Genomic DNA, 14,379 nt, shown 5'->3' on the forward strand with positions numbered 1-14,379 from the left:
AACATTCGCGGCCGGAGCTACCGGATGCGGGCCTACCAGGACCCGCCGCCGGAGGAAGGAGGCGCTGCTATCATTCGCTGACCTGCCCGGGGCTCTGCACTATTCGCGATCAGCTCTCTGCACTTTTGATGATCGCCAACAGGGCTGTGGCTGCGGAAACGTTGGCCGCCGCTTGTGCAGCGACCGGTACGGGTCGCGTTTCGGGCCAGGCTGATGCGGACTTGCTCGCAGCCGCTAAAGACCTAGCCCCCGAGGTCCTGCACGCGCTGAGCTCACTTATCGCTGCCATTCAAGCGGGTCGGTCGAGCGGCGCGCTCTTCACCGAGGTAATGCGACTACCCGGTGTGGTCTCGGCCTCCCTCGACCTCCCGATCCTGCTGGTCCTCGACGAGCTGCAAGAGATTACGCGCTTACGACGTTTCCCGGACACCGAGAATCTGCTGGGGACCATCCGGGCGGCAGTGGATCGACCGGGGAAGGTCGCCTTCGTCGTGGCCGGCTCGCGCGTGAGCGCTCTCCGCGCCCTGCTCACCGACCGCGAAGGCCCCTTGTATCAGCGCTTCGAGCATCTGGAGCTCGGACCCTTTGCGCCCGATGCCACCTTAGAGCTGGCAACCCGGATCTGGGACGAGGACAACCTCCCCTACGAGCCGGATGCTGTCGTGCGCCTCCACCGACTCACCGGTGGATGGCCCTTCTACATCCGGGCCCTGGCCAACCGCGCCGGGCAAATGGCGCGCGCCGCCGACGGTCGGGTGACGCCTGACACGGTGGATCTGGCGTTCCTCCACGAGGTGGTTGGGCGGACGGATGACATCGGGCAGCACTGCCGGTACTTGCTGGAGACGGCGTTACTGGACCTGGGCGACGCCATGCGAAATACAGTGGATGCAGCGCTGCGGGCGATTGCCAACCATGATGCCCCGGTGGCGCGATCGACGATTGCTCGCCGGCTTCACGCCGCCCACGAACGGTCCCGCATCTACACGGCGATCAGCCACCTCATTGATACCGACTACCTGCAAGAGAACGCAGGCCTTCTCTCCTTCCTCGATCCGGTCTTCGCATTTTGGCTGGCGGTTGAGCCGGAGCGTCGCAATCCAGCCGCCAGCCTTGGAAATCCGCAGGCGTTAAAGAGGCGCCTGGCGTGGTACGAAGCGCAACACGCGCACGACCGCGAGGAGATGGGCGCCCTGTTCGAGAAGCGAGTAGAGAACCTGGTTCGCCAGTTCCGGGGCCAGACCGTCGAGGGGCGACTCTTCGGCGCATCAGAGGCGATCAGGCTGCCGGTTGTTCAGGGGGCGGGCTCCGTCCGCGTTGATGATCCGCAAGCACGGCATGCGGAGCGGCCTGACAGCTACGAACTGGACATTGTGACGCGGGGGGACAGTCCTGAGGACTGCTGGGCCGTTGAGGCGAAGCACCGCCAGGGGGCGATCACCGAGCGAATGGTGCGCCGCTTCATCGAAAGCGCACGGGTGGTTGGCGCGGAGCGAGGCCTTTCGTTCGGCCACCGGTGGATCGTTGCTCCGCGGGGTATTCGTCCAGATGCCCTCGTCGTGGCGCGCTCGGAAGGTCTGCTCACCTCGGGGATGCGGGATCTCCTGGCCTTGGAGCGCATAGTGGCGGGAGCACTCGATGAGCAAGGAACGTGATTGAGAGAGACAGCCGGTGAGCAAGCAAATGGCAGCAAGCCCGAGATGACCAGTGGAGCCCCGCCGCGGGTGGACCCCATCGAACAGTATTGGACCAATCTTGCCGCCAACTTGCCGCCGACAGTTCGCGAATCATTCCTCAACAACATCCGCGAGCAGCACCGTGTCAATCGCCACTACCTTTGAGCCACCCCGTCGCCATTAAGCTTTGAGCCACTTTCAAGCCCGCCTGGACCGAAGTGTAGCGTCTGGGCCGTCGTCGTCGGGAACAGTCGGAGCCTTGTTGGCTCGGTAGCTCGGGCCGTCCATGACGATCTGGTAGGCGCCGTGAGCGAGCCGATCGAGGGCTGAGTTGCCGAGGATCGGGTCGTCGAACAAGCCGAGCCATTCGTCGACCCCGCGGTTGCTGGTGAAGACGAAGCTGCTCCGTTTGTGGCGTTCGATTATGAGCTCGTAGAGATCGCCGCTCTGCTGGGCAGAAAGACGGTGGAGCCCGAAGTCATCGCAGATCAGCAGGTCTGGGGTGAGATAGCCGCCCACGCCGCGAGCCGCTCGAGGGCAGGATCTTGACGCCCGCGAGCACTGACGCCTTGGGGCGGATCTGACCCAGCATCCCCTCCGCCACCCCGATGTAGTAGTCGGTCATCGCGTAGCTGCGGTGGCCCATCCACCGCTTGAGCACGGACGGGCTCTCGCCGTCGATCGCCTTCTTGGTGGCAAACATGTGGCGGAAGAGATGCGGATGGACTCGGAAGCCGATCTCGCGTCTCGCCCGGATGAGGATTTCCGCCAGGCTCGGTGGTGTGAGAGCGCGTCCATCGTAGGTGAGGAAGAGCGTCTCGGCCTCGATGCGGCGAGGCTGCTTGGTCCGACGGGCGCTGCCCAGCCGGGCCGGCTTGTTGAAGTAGAGGTCGCGCCACTTGAGGTAGTTCCGGATGACGGCGGTCGCCTGTTCCGTGAGCGGGATGTAGCGCCACTCCTCGGTCTTGTCGGAGAAGACGCGGATGTTCTGCCGATCGAGCTCCACGTTCTTCGCCTGCAGATTCGCGGCTTCTTCACGTCGGATGCCGGTCTCCGCGAGCACCGTCAGGATCGCCAGGTTCCGGGAGCCGAGGAACGTGTCGGGCGGGTAGAGAGAAAAGAGCTGCTGCAGGACCTCGGGTGGAATGAGCTCGAAGTGGGGCTTGGCGGATTGGGGGACGCGGAGTCCTTCAAGGCGATTACCCTCAGTCCAGCCCGCCTGGCCCATCCAGCGGGCGAAGGCCTTCACGGATCGGAGGCGGTTCGCAATCGTGTTCTCGCTCAGCTCACGCTTACGGAGATGGACCCGGAACAGGTTGACGTTATGCTCGGTGAAGTCCTCCACGGTCGTCAGGCCGCGCTCGTGGAAGAAGGTCCAGAGCTGCATGATCGATTCTTCGTGTCACTGGGCCGTCCTCGGCTCCTGCTCCGCGCGCTTTTTGGCCAGGAACTCCGGGATGGGACCCTTGGTGTTGTTGGATCGAGCCCCAACCTCGTGCTCGAGCAGGGCCTCGTCGTCGACGGACATGTCTCGCCAGGCCAACCGACTTTTGGCCATTATGGCCACCCCCAAACGGAGTCGTCATTGGCCGGCAGACAAAGAAAAAAGCGACGAAGGCAGGTTGTCGGCGGATCGAATTATTCCGGAGCGGCTCGGAAGAACTGCCGCAAGTAGCGGTCATTAGATAGCTGTTGATGCCTTTCTAACGACCGCTACTTGTCGAGTGGAGCGGGAGACGGGACTCGAACCCGCGACAGCCTGCTTGGAAGGCAGGAACTCTACCAACTGAGTTACTCCCGCGTACCTGAGCGCAGTGCGACCGTCAGCCAAGGCCCGACGCGCCTGCGCTGGCTCATTTAGTGTACCGAAGAGCCGCCGCCACCACCAAAAGCCGCGCCGCCAGCCAATCTCGCCGTGAGCAACGGCGCGCGCAACATCGTCCCCCATCAACTATACTGGAATAGAACATATGTTCCGTCGCGTCGGACCGACGGCCGGCGCCACGGGGATCGGAGCCAACATGACCGCCAAGCCCGACGCATCCGAACTCTCCCACCGCGAGGAGCGATTCGACACCTACCGCGCCCTCGCCGCGCCCTTCGAGACCACTTTCCGCGACAGCCGCGGCGGCATCGAGCTGGAGTACATCACGGGCGAGCAGGTCATCACCCGCCTGAACGACGCCCTCGGCGTCGGCGGCTGGTCCTTCCGCGTCCTGGAGCACGGAATCCACCACGAGGCGGACGAGGCCTGGATCCTGGCGGAGATCTCTGCCACGATCGATGGCGCCATCGTCGTGCGCCAGCAGTTCGGCTCGCAGAAGATCAAGCGGTCGCGATCGAGCAACGCCCCCCTTGACGTCGGCTTCGATCTCAAAGGCGCAACGACGGATGCCCTCAAGAAATGCGCGAGCTTGCTCGGCGTGGGCCTGTACCTCTCGAAAAAGGAGACCCCCGGAGAGAGCGCGGAGCACGACGCCACCGCGCCGACCCATGCGCCCGACGACCACGCTGAGGGCGAACCGATCGTCTGCGCCGATTGTGGTGAGGAGCTGTCCGAGACCCGCTTCAAGGACGGCACGCGGTGGTCGCCGGCTCGCCTGGCCGCCTACGGCCGGCGAAAGCACGGCCGTCCCCTCTGCATGGCCCACTACCGGGAGGCGAACGACGCCGTCAGGCGCGGCCAGAGCCTCGAGGCGCGCGCCTCATGACGACGCCGCGACCCCGTTGTCCCGCGCCGACCGAGCCGATCGCGCCGCCAGCCTCAGGCAGCGATCCGTACAAAAGCCGCTCTGGATCGCCCGATGTCACGCGCGGAGCGGGTCGATCTCGCCGCCAACGTCACGCCGCGGCCCGGGAGGAGCCCTTCTGGATCTCGGCGCGCACCACCAGCCGCTGATCGTAGTCGCGCTCCAGCGGCAGCCAGTTTCCGGTGCACGTGATGAGCGTCGCCGACGGCATCGTCGTCGGCGCCAATACGGACACGTCGTCGCGCGATACCGCCCGCACCCACACCACGCGATAGCGGAATTCGGCGGTCGGCCCGTACACATCGACAACGTCGCCGACCTTCACGCGATCGAGGTCGCGAAACACGTGCCCCACCGCTAGACTCGTCACGTGCCCGAACAACACGGCGTTCCCCGGGTCGCCCGCGCCCGGGGTGAACTGGGCGTGGCCCACTTTGAACGCCGGAATGTCCCAAGTCCCGCCATCGCGGCTCGAGTATTTCGCGGGCACGACGTTGGAATCGAGACCGATGGACGGGATGACGAGTCGGGTGATGGCGCCCTGCGCAAAATCCGCGTCTGCCGACGTCGTTGATGCGGAAGCGTTCTCCGTCGCGCCGTCCCGCTCTTGGACGCCGCCGGCCCCCTCCTCGGGCGGATTTCCCGGCAGAATGGCGACCGCCGGCAGTCCGTCCAGCGACGCCGACCCACCGCGGGCAGCGGCCCCCGGCAGCGCCGCCACGGGCGCGCCCTGTCCCCCGCGCTCGATCATCGCCGACCGAAGACTTAAACCGGCCAACGCCACGATGCCCGTGATCGAGAAGGCGATCATGAAGTCGCCCAGCAGGAGCGCCGCCCACGCCACCCAGCGGTGCGCGCCGGCACGCAGCCTCGCGCTATTTCCGCGCAAGCTGCCGCCCGATCGCGCGCAAACTCAGGCCGAGAACCAGGAGCGCCGCGAGTCCAATGCCAAGCGAGACCGGATCCAGCCCGCCGCCAGACGGGATCTGGCGCGCCTGCGCCGCGTTGGCCGCTTCGCCAACGCTCGTCTGGCCACCTCCGCCGAGCGGCGTCTGTGCGGCGGCGCCTGCGCCGGGCACCCCAGCCGGCGCGGATCCTCCGCCCACGCCCGGCGTCGCGCCCGGCCCGCCCGGGAAGGGGGCGATCTGCGCGGGCGTCGCCGCGCTCAGGCCGCCGGCGGCACCGGGCGACGTGCCGGAGGTCCCCGGTCCGCCGGGCGGGTTGAGTGCGGGCTGAACCGGCGTCGTCACCTCTCCGGCCCCCGTCGGCGCTCCGACCTGCGACTGGCCCGGCGGCGGAGCCACTGGAATCGCCTGTTGCACAGGCGTGCTGGCCGGCGCCACGAGCGTGGGGCCGGCCGACTGGCCGGTGGAAAGTGTGCCGCCCCGCTCTGGCTGGGCGCCGGCTGCCGTCGCAACGGCCGGGGCCGTGGCCGGCTGCGACAACGGCTGGTGAAAAACGGGGGTCGGCGTCCCTACGCTCAGTCCCCCGCCTGGACTCGTGAACGTCGGCAGGGACGGCAGCGTCGGCGCGGCCAATCCCGGCCCCCCAACGATGGCAGTCGCTGTCGGCTGCATCCCGCTGGGAACGGGTTGCGGACGGATAGCGGGGGCCGCCGGCGTGGCGACCCCGCCCACACCCGGCGTCTGGGCTCGGGCAAGCCGCGCCGTGCCCGCGCAAAGGCCCAAGGGCACGGCGCACAGCAACGCGAAACGAACGAGCAGCGGCATTTCGTCTCCTTCCCAGGCGAGGCCGAATGACATGCCCCGAGGCCGCCCTCCGTGCCTTCGCAGGAGAGCTGCGCTCAGTATCGCGGCGGGGGGGAACGTAGCCGGTTGCACACCGTTACCGCGCGGTCAACGAAAGTCGCGGTGGAAAGGTCGTGGATTCCTCGTAGGGGCGGGTGGTCACCCAGGACGCTAGATCGTCATGACGGTTGAGGCGCCCCGGACCTCTTGCAGCAGAAACGACGCGGTCCCCAGGATGCTGTCGACCTCGGGCGCCATCGTCTCCGCGTCGATGTCCCAGATGCGGGCGCCGCGCGAGCAGAGGAACACGCGCACGCGCCCGGTCTGCTTCACGTCAGCCAGCAGGCGCCGAAGATCGTCGAACCCCATCGCCTTCGCGCCCTCGATGAAGGCGCGGCCCACCGCGTCGGTCTCTTCCAGATCCGCGAAGCCGTCCACCTTCAGCCGACGCGCCGCCCGATTGGTGAAGAACATGGCGACGGACATCCCAGCGCTGGCCGCGATCCCCGCGAAGCTGATGGCGAGCAAGAGGTCCTCGTACGTGTCGCTCTTCACGATCAATGCCATCCGCGCCGCGCTGGTCTCGCTCGCGCTCATCGCTCTCCCTCACTCCGTTGTAGCAGCCGCATGTCGTACCGTACGATCAGCGACGGTGAGTCGCGATGGAACCTACCACAGCAACCTCCAACGTCGTCGTGATCCGTCCCGGCGCCCTGGGCGACACGATGCTGACCCTCCCAGCTCTTGAAGCGCTTCGTCGTCGCTTCCCGGGTCGGGAAATCGAGCTGGTAGGGAATCACGATGCCGGGCAGCTCCTCGCGCACTGGGGTGTGGTAGACACCGTCACGTCGTTCGAGGGCCCGGACGTGATGCGCCTCTACGAATCGGAGCCGCGGGTCAGTGCGCGGTGGGCCCGGGCCAGCGTCGTGGTAGCCTGGCTCGGCGATGGCACGCGGATCGCGAACGCCTTTCGCGCCCAGACCGGCGCCCACGTCATCGTCGCGGCGCCGCCCGTGCCCGCCCGTGCCGGCCACGCGTCCGACCAGCTCCTCGTTGGGCTCGGGCCCATCGTCGGCGACGGCGACGCGCCACCGCCGCCCCCCGGCGATCACTGGCTAGGACACGGCAGCCGCGTCGCGGCCCTCCACCCCGGCAGCGGGGCGCCGCGCAAGAATTGGCCGGCCGAGCGGTTCGCCGGCCTCGCCGGCCGGCTCATCGGCGCAGGCTGGTGTGTCCGCGCCATCCAGGGCCCGGCCGATGGCGAAGCGGTCAATGCAATGCTGGAGTCGCTGGCGCCGTCGTTGCGTTCGGAAATCCGTGTGGTGATCCCGAACGACATCGACGACCTCGCCGCCACGCTCGCAACGGCGGGCGTATTCGTGGGAAACGATTCGGGGGTGAGCCACGTTGCCGCGGCGCTGGGGGTGCCGACGGTGGCGATCTTTGGCGCCACAGATCCGGCGGTCTGGGCGCCGCGCGGCGCCCGCGTCTCAGCCATCGGCGCACCCGACCGGTGGCCGAGTCTCGATGCCGCCGCTGCCGCCGTCTCGAATATTGCGAAGGCGGATCCCGTCGGAGACTCAGCGGGCGTTGCGGGTACGCGTCTCGACGAAGATGGCGCTCGCAAAGAGAGCGAACAGGATCAGAATCGTGATTCCGTCAATCATTTGTTGACTCCGAGTCAAGGTCTCTAGGCCTCGCCACCGCGCATACTACGAAGAGTAACGTCACGGTTCCGTCACAAAGGTTGGATACCGGATCACAGAGACCGCACGGGCAGCCGCGAAGGCCCAGCCTGGATGCAACCACTGGCGATGGCCTGTGCTCAATTGCCCGCAACCGGTCCACGACGACCGCTGGTCACATATTGACACGGAGGCACCAATGCAGTCCAGCGACGACACATCGGTGGACGCGATCGAGCGCGCGATCCGCCGTCTCGCCCAGCAGCCCCCGGAGCGCGCGGCGTTCGATCTCGGGGCCGTCACCAACCGTGCTATCATCGAGCTTCACAACGTCGCCCGAAAGGAAGCGAGCGCCCGGCGCGGCGCATCCGATTGGGGCGCATGGGCCCGGCTGGCGAACGCCGCGCGGAGCGGGGTCCTCCAGATCGCGGCCGTGCGCGACTCACTCAAGTCCCTGCCAACGTCGCCTCAGACGAGCGCGTCCGAAACCCGCGAACGCCGGCCCGTGGCCGAGGCATCTGACGAGGAGTCCGTCCAGTGACAGAGCGCAGCTCGGTGGACAACGCCTACACGGCGGCGCTTGGGTCCGTCCTGCGTCGCCGCGATCCGGGCGCCCTCAAGTCGTTTCTCAAAGAGAGCGCCGAGCGATTCGGCGGGGCGGCGCAGGTTCGTGAGATCGAATCGCGCGAACCGGCCGAGATCGAGATCCTGATGCATCGGATGATTCTCGCCCGCCCCGACCTCGCGGTGATGCACGCTGCCAGCCAGGCGTGGCTCGCAGCGCACGGCCTGGAAAGGCGATCGCCGCCTGGTACGGCCGGCGGGCGTCCGCCGTCCGACGCCCGGGGTCGCCCAGGCCCGCGGCGTCGACCGTGACGGGAGAGGTGGTCTGGCAGGCCGCCGTCTTGGGCGTCGTCCAAGGTCTCACTGAGTTCCTGCCCGTGAGCAGCACGGCCCACCTCATCCTGGTTCCGACGATCTTCGGCTGGCGCGCGGCGCTCCTGAACGAGCTGTCGTTCGACGTCGCCCTCCATCTCGGCACGATCGTCGCGCTCCTCGCCGTCTTCTGGCGCGAGTGGGTCCGCCTGTGTTTCGCCGCGTGGCGCTCCATCAGAAACCCGCGCGCCGCGACGGGGGAGGCCCGCCTCGCGTGGCTCATCGTTCTTGCCACCGTGCCGGGCGCCGTCGCTGGTGGCCTCTTCGAGCGCCAGATCGAGACGGCGCTGCGGTCGCCAGTGGTGATCGGGGTCACGATGATCGGCGTCGCCCTGGTCCTCGCCGTCGTGGATCGCCTGGGCGCTCGGGCACACGACGAATACGGGCTCGGCGCGGCGCCGGCGCTCGCCATCGGCATCGGCCAGGCCTGTGCCCTCATCCCCGGCGTGTCGCGGAGCGGCGCCACAATTGCCGTCGGCATGGGCGTGGGCATGAGCCGCGCCGCGGCGGCCCGGTTTTCGTTCCTGCTCAGCACGCCCATCATCCTGGGCGCCATCGGCAAGCAATTCTTCGACCTGGCACGGCATGGCGTTCCCGCGTCTGACCTCCTACCGCTCGCGGTCGGAATCCTCGCCGCCGCCGTCACCGGCTACCTGTGTATCCGTGGATTGCTGAGCTACCTGCGCCGACGCAGCCTGATGCCCTTCGTGGTGTATCGCGTGGTGATCGGCGCCGTCGTGCTTGTCCTCGCGCTCAGCGGCCGCATCTCGGCCCCCTAACGCCGACCGATCACGCACGCTCGTTAGTATCGCCGGCCGCGTTGGAGTGCGATGTCGAACTTGGCTGTGTCCGCGATGGCCATCACCGCCATGACGCCAGCCTGAACCGGATCTGTCACCACCAGATCGGCAGCGGCGGGTACGCTCCCGGCCATATTGAGCGAGATCACGATGATGCCTTTTTGCGAGATCTCCCGCACCGCCTCGGTGATCGCCCCGCCCATCAAGGAGCCGGCGAGGACGAGCACGCGCGCACGCGGGAGGCGGGCAACGGCGCGCACGGCGGCCGCGAGGGCCTCTTCGCCCACGAGCGGGATCGTATCGATGGAGATGCGCTCGCCGCGAATGTTGTGCCGGTCCGCCTCGCTGATGGCGCCGACCGCGACCTGACCCACCTGCGCGCCGCCGCCGATCACGATGATTCGCTTCCCATAGACGCGCACGAAGGGCTCGACGCGCGCGACGTTCGTGACGTTCGCGAGCGATGTGACGTCGCGAATCAAGCGTTCCGCGTCGCGTACACCTTCCAGCTCGAAATACACCGTAGCGGACTGATCCTGGCGCTCGGTGATCTCGATGGACGCGATATTTGCTTCATGGGACAATATGACGCCCGTCAGGTCGTGAAGAACACCGGGTCGGTCCCGAATGAAGGCCAGAAAGGCAAGATCCGCTGACAGCATGGCGCCCGAAAGCATAGGCTGACGGAGGAAACGGCGTCAACATGCTAAGCTAAGGGGGGAGCGGACCATGGCGCTTCTCACCGAGGACGGAATCGAATCCGCGCTCAGGTCGTTGCCCGATTGGGAGCGCGCGGGAGATGCCTTGCGCCGCGCGATTCGATTCCCCGACTTCCTCGCTGGCATTCGGTTCGTGAATCGCGTGGCCGACATCGCGGAAGAGCTGGACCATCACCCCGACATCGACATTCGATATCGCACGGTGTGCTTTTACCTCAGCAGCCACGATGAGGGCGGCCTGACCGAGCGCGATATTCGCCTCGCGCGGCGGATTGACGAGGCGCTGCGAGGCGGGGAAGGTCACGTAGGCTGAGGCCATGGGACTGTCCACCGGGCGCGGAGGCAGAGGATTGAGCGCGGAGCGAGCGGTGGGGTCCGGTGCGTCGCGCGACACGCTCCTGCTCTACTGTCCGTACGACCGACGCATCACGCGGCATATGCGTAGAGGGCTGCGTGGGGATGTTGCCTGCATCGAATGCGGGCGCAAGATCGACGTCGGCGCGGCCGAGCATGCGGGGACGATCGCGCCGCTCCAGCCAGAGCGGCCGTTGGCATCACCGCGTCGCGCGCGGGTGCGCCGGTTGCCGCTCTGGCGGCGGCGCGCGCCGTCCTACTGGGTACCCTTCGCCCTCGTCGCGCTGGTGACCACCGTCGCCGCGGCGTCTCTGGTGACGACGCTCGCCAAGCCGACCGCCGCACCAGCTCGGACGACCCCGTCAGCGACGTCCGCTTCGGCATCCGCGGCCGAGCCCGCGCTGGACGTGCAGGCTTCGACATCCTCCGGAGAGACCACGATCGCTGGCACGGAGATCCACGTAGCCAACACGGGCGGCGTCGGGGCCTACGTCCGCCGCACCCCGGACATGAACGATCGGATTCGCGCCTGGCGCGACGGCACCGCGCTGACTGTCCTTGGGCCCGATACGACCGCCAACGGCATCGAGTGGAAGCACGTCGAGGACCCGGCCGGGAACCAGGGCTGGATCCCGGCTCAGTACACCACGCACTAACGGCCGAGGTCGCCCGCTATAATTCATCGTCCGCACGCATGGCAAGCCCTGTACGTGCGTACTCCGCACGCATCCTGGAGGACCTTGTGCCCACGTACGTCTACCGGTGTGACCAGTGTGGCGGGGAGATCGAGAAACGACAGCGGTTCAGCGACGAGCCGCTGAGCGTCTGCGAAAGCTGTGGCGGCGCCCTTCGCCGCGTGCTGCAGCCGGTCGGCGTGATCTTCCGGGGCAGCGGCTTCTACTCCACCGACTACCGCAACGGCAGCGCCACGACACAGGCGGAGTCCAAGACCGACTCCGCCCCGGAAGCATCGGGCTCCGACGGGCAGAAAGCCGCCGAACCTTCCTCCAGCAGCGCCACCACGGCGCCGAGCAGCTCGGGCTCGGCCCCTCCAGCGGCAACCAGCGCATCCAAGACCGATTGACCCACGGCGCCACGTCCGGTTCCTGACGCGATGCGGGCCGTCTGCCAGAGAGTGACGCACGCCCGCGTCCGCGTGGACGGCGAGATCATCGGGGAGATCGGCCTCGGCTGGTGCGTCCTGCTGGGCATCGGCCATGACGACGACGAGCGGACGGCCGTGCAATTGGTCGACCGGATTGTCGGCCTCCGGGCGTTTCCCGACGAGGATGGCCGCATGGCTCGCTCCGCGGCCGACGTGGGCGCCGAATTCCTCGTGATCAGCCAGATTACGCTCCACGCGGACCTTTCGCGCGGGCGGCGTCCCAGCTTCACACAGGCGGCACGGCCCGAAGTCGCGGCCGCGCTATTCGAGCGCTTCGTCGCGCTCCTCCGCGAGCGGGGCTTCACCGTGGCGACGGGTCGATTCGGCGCAATGATGGACGTCGAGATCCACAACCACGGGCCGGTCACGATCGTCCTATCGACGGATGCCTGGGGGTAACCGGACCTCCATCCGCCGGGGCATAGTGCGTCTAGGCCTTTCGACGGGCACCGGGCGGGCCGTTCGAGGGGCTCAGGGCGATCGGTTTGCTTGCGCGTCACCTTGTTCGGCCACTGGAACCGTGATAGCGTAATCCTGGCGCTCCAAAATCCTCATGCACCTCTGGAGGATGACTGTGCAGCCAACCACCGACAGTTTCGACACGCTCCTCAAGGAGGAGCGACAGTTCGCACCCACCCCCGAGTTCCGCGACCAGGCCCACGTTCGCGACACAGCCATCTACCAGCGGGCATCCGACCATCTCGAGGAGTTCTGGGCTGAGGCGGCGCGCGAGCTGCACTGGTACAAGCCCTGGGATCGCACGCTTGAGTGGAACGCTCCATGGGCGAAGTGGTTCGTCGGGGGGGAGCTGAACGTCTGCTACAACTGCGTGGACCGCCATCTGGCGACCTGGCGTCGCAACAAGGCCGCGATCATCTGGGAAGGCGAAAACGGCGACGAGCGCGTCCTCACCTATCGCGATCTGTATCGGGAAGTGAACCAGGCCGCCGCCGCGCTCCGCTCCTTGGGCGTCCAGAAGGGCGACCGCGTCGCCCTCTACATGCCGATGATCCCGGAGCTTCCGATTGCGATGCTGGCCTGTGCGCGCATCGGAGCCACCCACTCGGTCGTGTTCGGCGGCTTCAGCCCCGAGTCGCTCCGCGACCGGATCAACGACTGCGAGGCAAAGATCGTCATCACGTCCGACGCGGGCTACCGGCGCGGCGGACTCGTGCCGCTCAAGGACAACGTCGACGAGGCGCTCACGGACGCGCCGTCTGTTCAGCACGTCGTCGTGGTTCGGCGCGTGGGCGAATCCGTGCGCGAGGTGAACATGGAAGCGCCTCGCGACATCTGGTGGAATGAGCTGACGGCCCAGCACGAGGGCGCCGTCGTGGAGCCCGAGCGCGTCGACGCCGAGCATCCGCTCTTCATCCTGTACACGTCCGGCACGACGGGCAAGCCCAAGGGCGTCCTCCACACGAGCGCCGGCTATCTCACCGGCACGATGCAGACGACCAAGTGGGTGTTCGACCTGAAGGACGAAGACGTGTACTGGTGCACGGCGGACATCGGCTGGGTGACGGGCCACAGCTATATCGTGTACGGCCCGCTGGCCAATGGCGCGTCGGCAGTCATGTACGAGGGGACGCCCGACTACCCCGACCGTGACCGCTTCTGGCGGATCGTCGAGAAATACGGCGTGACCATTCTGTACACCGCGCCCACCGCGATTCGAACCTTTATGCGGTGGGGCACCGAGTACGTCGAGCGCCACGACTTGAGCAGCCTGCGGCTCCTCGGCACGGTGGGAGAGCCCATCAACCCCGAGGCGTGGATCTGGTACCACGAGCACATCGGGGGCGGGCGCTGCCCGGTGGTCGACACGTGGTGGCAGACCGAGACGGGGATGATCCTCATCACGCCGCTGCCCGGGACGACGACCCTCAAGCCGGGCTCGGCCACGCTGCCGTTCCCGGGGATCGACGCCGACGTCGTCGACGAGAAAGGCGTCGGCGTGGGCCTGGGGCGCGGCGGCTACCTGGTGCTGAAGCGCCCCTGGCCGGCGATGATGCGGACGATCTGGGGAGACCCGGACCGGTACGTGCAGACGTACTGGTCGCGGTTTCCGGGCATGTATCTGACCGGCGACGGCGCTCGACGCGACGAGGACGGCTACTTCTGGCTGATGGGCCGGGTTGACGACGTGCTCAACGTCGCCGGCCACCGCATCGGCACGATGGAGGTCGAGAGCGCGCTGGTGAGCCACCCGTCCGTCGCGGAAGCCGCGGTCATCGGCATCTCCGACGAGATCAAGGGCCAGGCGATCGCGGCCTTCGTCACGCCGCGCATGGGCACAACGGCGAACGACATACTGAAGGACGACCTCCGCCAACACGTCGCCGAGAAGATCGGCCCGATCGCGCGGCCGGACAAGCTCTTCTTCACGCCCGAGCTGCCGAAGACGCGGAGTGCGAAGATCATGCGCCGTCTGCTGCGGGACATTGCCGAGGGGCGCGTCCTGGGGGACACGACAACCCTCGCCGATCCGACCGTGATGGCACAGATCAAGTCCCAGTATGAGGAGCGCGAGGAATAGGCCCGAG

Annotated in this window: 19 protein-coding genes and 1 tRNA gene; 12 read left to right on the top strand and 8 right to left on the bottom strand. The window is 67.4% G+C overall.

Translation table 11 applies throughout. From position 1 onward, the window contains the following. The first annotated feature begins 221 nt into the window (after window positions 1-221). Together VFC51_17930 and VFC51_17935 are read left to right on the top strand one after the other, a co-directional pair. A complete protein-coding gene (locus VFC51_17930; GenBank protein HZT08908.1) occupies window positions 222-1,655 on the top strand; it encodes a hypothetical protein in 1,434 nt (477 codons plus the stop codon). Next, the gene (locus VFC51_17935) at window positions 1,656-1,841 is read left to right on the top strand and encodes a hypothetical protein (protein ID HZT08909.1); all 186 of its coding nucleotides are present in this window, start codon (window positions 1,656-1,658) and stop codon (window positions 1,839-1,841) included. Between the two features lie 33 nt (window positions 1,842-1,874). Here the strand turns inward: VFC51_17935 and VFC51_17940 are convergent, their stop codons facing one another. From VFC51_17940 to VFC51_17955, 4 genes are all read right to left on the bottom strand, one after another. Continuing rightward, window positions 1,875-2,195 carry an ATP-binding protein gene (locus VFC51_17940; GenBank protein HZT08910.1) on the bottom strand — a complete coding sequence of 107 codons (321 nt, stop codon included), beginning with the start codon at window positions 2,193-2,195 and terminating at the stop codon, window positions 1,875-1,877. After that, complete coding sequence (locus VFC51_17945; GenBank protein HZT08911.1) at window positions 2,155-3,063, bottom strand: tyrosine-type recombinase/integrase; 909 nt, start codon at window positions 3,061-3,063, stop codon at window positions 2,155-2,157. The genes VFC51_17940 and VFC51_17945 overlap by 41 nt, the downstream gene beginning before the upstream one ends. A 15-nt stretch (window positions 3,064-3,078) precedes the next feature. Continuing rightward, window positions 3,079-3,234 carry a hypothetical protein gene (locus tag VFC51_17950; GenBank protein ID HZT08912.1) on the bottom strand — a complete coding sequence of 52 codons (156 nt, stop codon included), beginning with the start codon at window positions 3,232-3,234 and terminating at the stop codon, window positions 3,079-3,081. Between the two features lie 167 nt (window positions 3,235-3,401). Further along, a tRNA-Gly gene (locus VFC51_17955) sits at window positions 3,402-3,477 on the bottom strand. 169 nt (window positions 3,478-3,646) lie between these two features. On the opposite strand from VFC51_17955, the gene VFC51_17960 reads away from it, so the two are divergent. Continuing rightward, complete coding sequence (locus VFC51_17960) at window positions 3,647-4,387, top strand: Rad52/Rad22 family DNA repair protein (GenBank protein HZT08913.1); 741 nt, start codon at window positions 3,647-3,649, stop codon at window positions 4,385-4,387. A 130-nt stretch (window positions 4,388-4,517) separates the two neighbouring features. Here VFC51_17960 and VFC51_17965 read toward each other — a convergent pair whose 3' ends face one another. The 3 genes from VFC51_17965 to VFC51_17975 form a co-directional block, all read right to left on the bottom strand. After that, entirely contained in the window at window positions 4,518-5,315 is a 798-nt protein-coding gene (locus VFC51_17965; GenBank protein HZT08914.1) for a sortase, read from the bottom strand. Then, window positions 5,302-6,156: a hypothetical protein gene (locus VFC51_17970; protein ID HZT08915.1), complete on the bottom strand. Its 855-nt coding sequence runs from the start codon at window positions 6,154-6,156 to the stop codon at window positions 5,302-5,304. The genes VFC51_17965 and VFC51_17970 overlap by 14 nt, the downstream gene beginning before the upstream one ends. Window positions 6,157-6,345: 189 nt before the next feature. Then, a complete protein-coding gene (locus VFC51_17975) occupies window positions 6,346-6,771 on the bottom strand; it encodes a hypothetical protein (GenBank protein ID HZT08916.1) in 426 nt (141 codons plus the stop codon). Window positions 6,772-6,836: 65 nt separating this feature from the next. Here VFC51_17975 and VFC51_17980 point away from each other — a divergent pair, with 65 nt between their 5' ends. From VFC51_17980 to VFC51_17995, 4 genes are all read left to right on the top strand, one after another. Next, window positions 6,837-7,868: a glycosyltransferase family 9 protein gene (locus tag VFC51_17980; protein ID HZT08917.1), complete on the top strand. Its 1,032-nt coding sequence runs from the start codon at window positions 6,837-6,839 to the stop codon at window positions 7,866-7,868. A gap of 190 nt (window positions 7,869-8,058) precedes the next feature. Then, window positions 8,059-8,400 carry a hypothetical protein gene (locus VFC51_17985; GenBank protein ID HZT08918.1) on the top strand — a complete coding sequence of 114 codons (342 nt, stop codon included), beginning with the start codon at window positions 8,059-8,061 and terminating at the stop codon, window positions 8,398-8,400. Beyond that, entirely contained in the window at window positions 8,397-8,735 is a 339-nt protein-coding gene (locus VFC51_17990; protein HZT08919.1) for a hypothetical protein, read from the top strand. The genes VFC51_17985 and VFC51_17990 overlap by 4 nt, the downstream gene beginning before the upstream one ends. Continuing rightward, window positions 8,732-9,574, top strand: a complete 843-nt coding sequence (locus VFC51_17995; protein HZT08920.1) for an undecaprenyl-diphosphate phosphatase — start codon at window positions 8,732-8,734, stop codon at window positions 9,572-9,574. Before VFC51_17990 ends, VFC51_17995 begins: the two co-directional genes overlap by 4 nt. Before the next feature lie 23 nt (window positions 9,575-9,597). Here VFC51_17995 and VFC51_18000 read toward each other — a convergent pair whose 3' ends face one another. Then, entirely contained in the window at window positions 9,598-10,257 is a 660-nt protein-coding gene (locus VFC51_18000; protein ID HZT08921.1) for a DUF5612 domain-containing protein, read from the bottom strand. A 67-nt stretch (window positions 10,258-10,324) separates the two neighbouring features. On the opposite strand from VFC51_18000, the gene VFC51_18005 reads away from it, so the two are divergent. From VFC51_18005 to acs, 5 genes are all read left to right on the top strand, one after another. Further along, complete coding sequence (locus VFC51_18005) at window positions 10,325-10,627, top strand: 4a-hydroxytetrahydrobiopterin dehydratase (GenBank protein HZT08922.1); 303 nt, start codon at window positions 10,325-10,327, stop codon at window positions 10,625-10,627. A 37-nt stretch (window positions 10,628-10,664) separates the two neighbouring features. Next, window positions 10,665-11,324, top strand: a complete 660-nt coding sequence (locus VFC51_18010) for a hypothetical protein (protein HZT08923.1) — start codon at window positions 10,665-10,667, stop codon at window positions 11,322-11,324. A gap of 86 nt (window positions 11,325-11,410) precedes the next feature. Next, entirely contained in the window at window positions 11,411-11,752 is a 342-nt protein-coding gene (locus VFC51_18015; protein HZT08924.1) for an FmdB family zinc ribbon protein, read from the top strand. A 30-nt stretch (window positions 11,753-11,782) separates the two neighbouring features. After that, on the top strand, window positions 11,783-12,232 hold the full coding sequence (gene dtd, locus VFC51_18020; GenBank protein ID HZT08925.1) for a D-aminoacyl-tRNA deacylase: 450 nt from the start codon (window positions 11,783-11,785) through the stop codon (window positions 12,230-12,232). A 175-nt stretch (window positions 12,233-12,407) separates the two neighbouring features. After that, window positions 12,408-14,372: an acetate--CoA ligase gene (gene acs / locus VFC51_18025; protein ID HZT08926.1), complete on the top strand. Its 1,965-nt coding sequence runs from the start codon at window positions 12,408-12,410 to the stop codon at window positions 14,370-14,372. Window positions 14,373-14,379: the final 7 nt, after the last annotated feature.

Source organism: Chloroflexota bacterium, from assembly GCA_035652535.1.
Taxonomy (GTDB): Bacteria; Chloroflexota; UBA6077; order UBA6077; family SHYK01; genus DASRDP01.

Coding starts and splice junctions, on each gene's coding strand:
- VFC51_17945 (HZT08911.1), bottom strand. CDS start 3,063: ATGCAGCTCTGGACCTTCTTCCACGAGCGCGGCCTGACGACCGTGGAG.
- VFC51_17950 (HZT08912.1), bottom strand. CDS start 3,234: ATGGCCAAAAGTCGGTTGGCCTGGCGAGACATGTCCGTCGACGACGAG.
- VFC51_17960 (HZT08913.1), top strand. CDS start 3,647: ATGTTCCGTCGCGTCGGACCGACGGCCGGCGCCACGGGGATCGGAGCC.
- VFC51_17970 (HZT08915.1), bottom strand. CDS start 6,156: ATGCCGCTGCTCGTTCGTTTCGCGTTGCTGTGCGCCGTGCCCTTGGGC.
- VFC51_17975 (HZT08916.1), bottom strand. CDS start 6,771: ATGAGCGCGAGCGAGACCAGCGCGGCGCGGATGGCATTGATCGTGAAG.
- VFC51_17980 (HZT08917.1), top strand. CDS start 6,837: ATGGAACCTACCACAGCAACCTCCAACGTCGTCGTGATCCGTCCCGGC.
- VFC51_17985 (HZT08918.1), top strand. CDS start 8,059: ATGCAGTCCAGCGACGACACATCGGTGGACGCGATCGAGCGCGCGATC.
- VFC51_18000 (HZT08921.1), bottom strand. CDS start 10,257: ATGCTGTCAGCGGATCTTGCCTTTCTGGCCTTCATTCGGGACCGACCC.
- VFC51_18005 (HZT08922.1), top strand. CDS start 10,325: ATGGCGCTTCTCACCGAGGACGGAATCGAATCCGCGCTCAGGTCGTTG.
- dtd (HZT08925.1), top strand. CDS start 11,783: ATGCGGGCCGTCTGCCAGAGAGTGACGCACGCCCGCGTCCGCGTGGAC.